Consider the following 2,590-nt stretch of genomic DNA (forward strand, 5'->3'; position numbering starts at 1 on the left):
GGACTGTTGGATGGCAGCGGCTCGGTGGCGTAGACATCGAGCGATGCGGCGCCGAGCGCGCCGTCGTCGAGGCATTGCAGGATGTCGGCTTCGTTCTGCAGGCCGCCGCGGCCGGCGTTGATCAGGACCGGGGCCCCGATCGGGCTGTTTCCGTCGAGCTTCAGGAACAGCCCCTGGTTCAAAATCTGCTGCGTGTTCGGGGTAAGCGGAAGCAGGCAGACCAGGATGTTGGTCCGCCCCAGAAACGCATCAAGCTGTGCCTTGCCGTGAAAGCATGTGATGCCCTCGATCTGTTTGGGACTGTTGCTCCAGCCCACGACGCGAAAGCCGATCCGCCGCAGCACCTCGGCGGCGTTCGCGCCCAGCGTGCCAAGCCCCATGATCCCGACCGTAATCGTGCCGGCCGCCCATTGATATCTGGGCTCCCAGCGCCTTTCGCGCTGGGATTCCCGCAAATAGAGCTCCTGGCGATGATGCATCAGCACGTGCAGCACGACATATTCCGTCATGCGATCGGTGAGGTCGGAGACCGCCACCCGCACCAGCGGCACATCGGGCAGGGACGCATCCGCCATCAGCGCGTCGACGCCCGCGCCGAGATTGAAGATGACGCGGAGGTTTGGAAATGCGGCGAGCTCGCCGGGCACCGGCTTCCAGACCGCGGCGTAATGAACATCCGCCGGATCGAAATCCGCCACAGGAAGGGAGATCACCCGCCGGTCCCGGCACACCTCGTCGAACCGCGTTTTCCAGCGTTCGGGAGACCAGTTGTCCGTGCCGCCATGGATCAGCAGCGCGAGCGCGCCTTTGCTCATTCCGATGCCCTTCATGCTCAATGTGAGCTGCACCACATAACAGATCGCGCGGCGGGTCTAGTCTCCGATCATCAAGCAACGGAGACGTCTCATGCGCAAACTGGTCCTGATATCCGCTCTTCTTCTGGCTTCCGCCTCGGCACAGGCACAGACCCCGGACGTGGGGTCGATCCTGACAAGCAACGGCATCACGGTCCCTAACGGTCTCACGCAGCCGCAGGGCGGAGGCGAATCGCAGGCCGGAGCGATGTCGCAAGCTGGTGCCGCGCCGCTAGCTGGTGCCGCGCCGCAAGCTGGTGCCGCGCCGCAGGCGTCGAAGCCGCGCAACGCCAAGCAAGCCAAACAGGGCCGGGGGCGTTCGCGCGAAAGCGCCGACGAGACGCGGGCCCGCCAGATCGCCGGGAAATACGGAATTACCTGGTGATCCGCAAATTCCTCATCGTCGCGGTGATGTTCTGGCTGGCGATGTCCTACCAGAACAATCATCGTGATTTTGGCCCTGCGAAGGTCGAGGCCATCAGACAATGACGGCGGGGAACATCAATTTCGTTGTTTTCGTCCGCAGCGTCTGCTCCCAGGCCGCAATCCACGCCCACCGGCATTTTCGCCACCGTCTGCGACGGGGATCGCTCGCTGACGGGGATGGAACGGGTCAATTTTTTTCCCGCTGGCCCGTCGGCTAGAGGCATAATCGTTCGTCCTTGGGGAGAACGGAGGTGCCTGCCGCATGCTGTACGCCATCCTTTGCTATCACGATGAAGACACCGTCGGTTCCTGGACCAGGGAACAGGACAACGCGGTCATGAAGAAACTGGCGGTCGTGCAGGACAAGCTGGCCAGGCAGGGAAGGCTCGGCCCGGTGGCGCGGCTGTTGCCGACGACGGCGGCGACGACGCTGCGCAAGGACGATCCGCCGCTCGTGCTTGACGGCCCCTTTGCCGAGACCAAGGAACAGCTGCTCGGCTTCTATGTCGTCGACTGCGAGAATCTCGACGACGCGCTCGATGTCGCGCGCGATCTCGGCGAGGCCAATCCCGGCGGCGCCTATGAGATCCGCCCGGTCGGACTGCTGAACCCCGGGAGCCTGAAGACGTGACCGACACCGCCTGGATCGATACCGCGCTGACCTCGGCGCGTCCCCAGGCGGTTGGCGCGCTGCTGCGCTATTTCCGCGATCTCGATACTGCCGAGGAAGCCTTTCAGAACGCGTCCTTGCGCGCGCTGAAGAGCTGGCCGCAGAACGGTCCGCCGCGCGATCCCGCCGCATGGCTGATCATGGTCGGGCGCAACGTCGCGATCGATGATATCAGGCGCAGCCGCAAGCAGGCGCCGCTGCCCGAGGACGAGGCGATCTCCGATCTCGACGACGCCGAGGATGCGCTGGCGGAGCGGCTCGACGGCTCGCATTATCGCGACGACATCCTGCGGCTGTTGTTCATCTGCTGTCATCCGGACCTGCCGGCGACGCAGCAGATCGCGCTGGCGCTGCGTGTCGTCTCCGGCCTCACGGTCAAGCAGATCGCGCGCGCGTTCCTGGTCTCCGAGGCCGCGATGGAGCAACGCATCACCCGCGCCAAGGCCCGCGTCGCGGAAGCCAATGTGCCGTTCGAAACGCCGGGCGCGGTGGAGCGCTCCGAGCGGCTTACGGCGGTCGCCGCCATGATCTATCTGGTCTTCAACGAGGGCTATTCCGCGAGCGGCGATACCGCCGAGATTCGCAGCCCCCTGTGCGAAGAGGCCATCCGCCTGGCCAGGCTGCTGCTGCGGCTGTTCCA

4 protein-coding genes are annotated in these 2,590 nt (G+C 64.9%); 3 read left to right on the forward strand and 1 reads right to left on the reverse strand.

Annotated elements, in window-relative coordinates:
* Nucleotides 1-815: 2-hydroxyacid dehydrogenase (locus tag WCE35_RS11270; RefSeq protein WP_424593417.1), on the reverse strand; the 815-nt coding region annotated here is incomplete at its 3' end.
* A gap of 91 nt (nt 816-906) precedes the next feature.
* Here WCE35_RS11270 and WCE35_RS11275 point away from each other — a divergent pair.
* The 3 genes from WCE35_RS11275 to WCE35_RS11285 form a co-directional block, all read left to right on the forward strand.
* On the forward strand, nt 907-1,239 hold the full coding sequence (locus tag WCE35_RS11275) for a hypothetical protein (protein ID WP_424593418.1): 333 nt from the start codon (nt 907-909) through the stop codon (nt 1,237-1,239).
* 303 nt (nt 1,240-1,542) lie between these two features.
* Nucleotides 1,543-1,911 (forward strand): YciI family protein, encoded by a 369-nt coding sequence (locus tag WCE35_RS11280; RefSeq protein WP_424593419.1) that lies wholly within the window; start codon nt 1,543-1,545, stop codon nt 1,909-1,911.
* Nucleotides 1,908-2,590 (forward strand): RNA polymerase sigma factor (locus WCE35_RS11285; protein ID WP_424593420.1); only part of this gene is annotated, 683 nt, incomplete at its 3' end. The genes WCE35_RS11280 and WCE35_RS11285, both read left to right, overlap by 4 nt.

Origin of the sequence: Bradyrhizobium sp. (genome assembly GCF_049691595.1) — a bacterium.
In the GTDB taxonomy this organism is placed as follows: domain Bacteria; phylum Pseudomonadota; class Alphaproteobacteria; order Rhizobiales; family Xanthobacteraceae; genus Bradyrhizobium.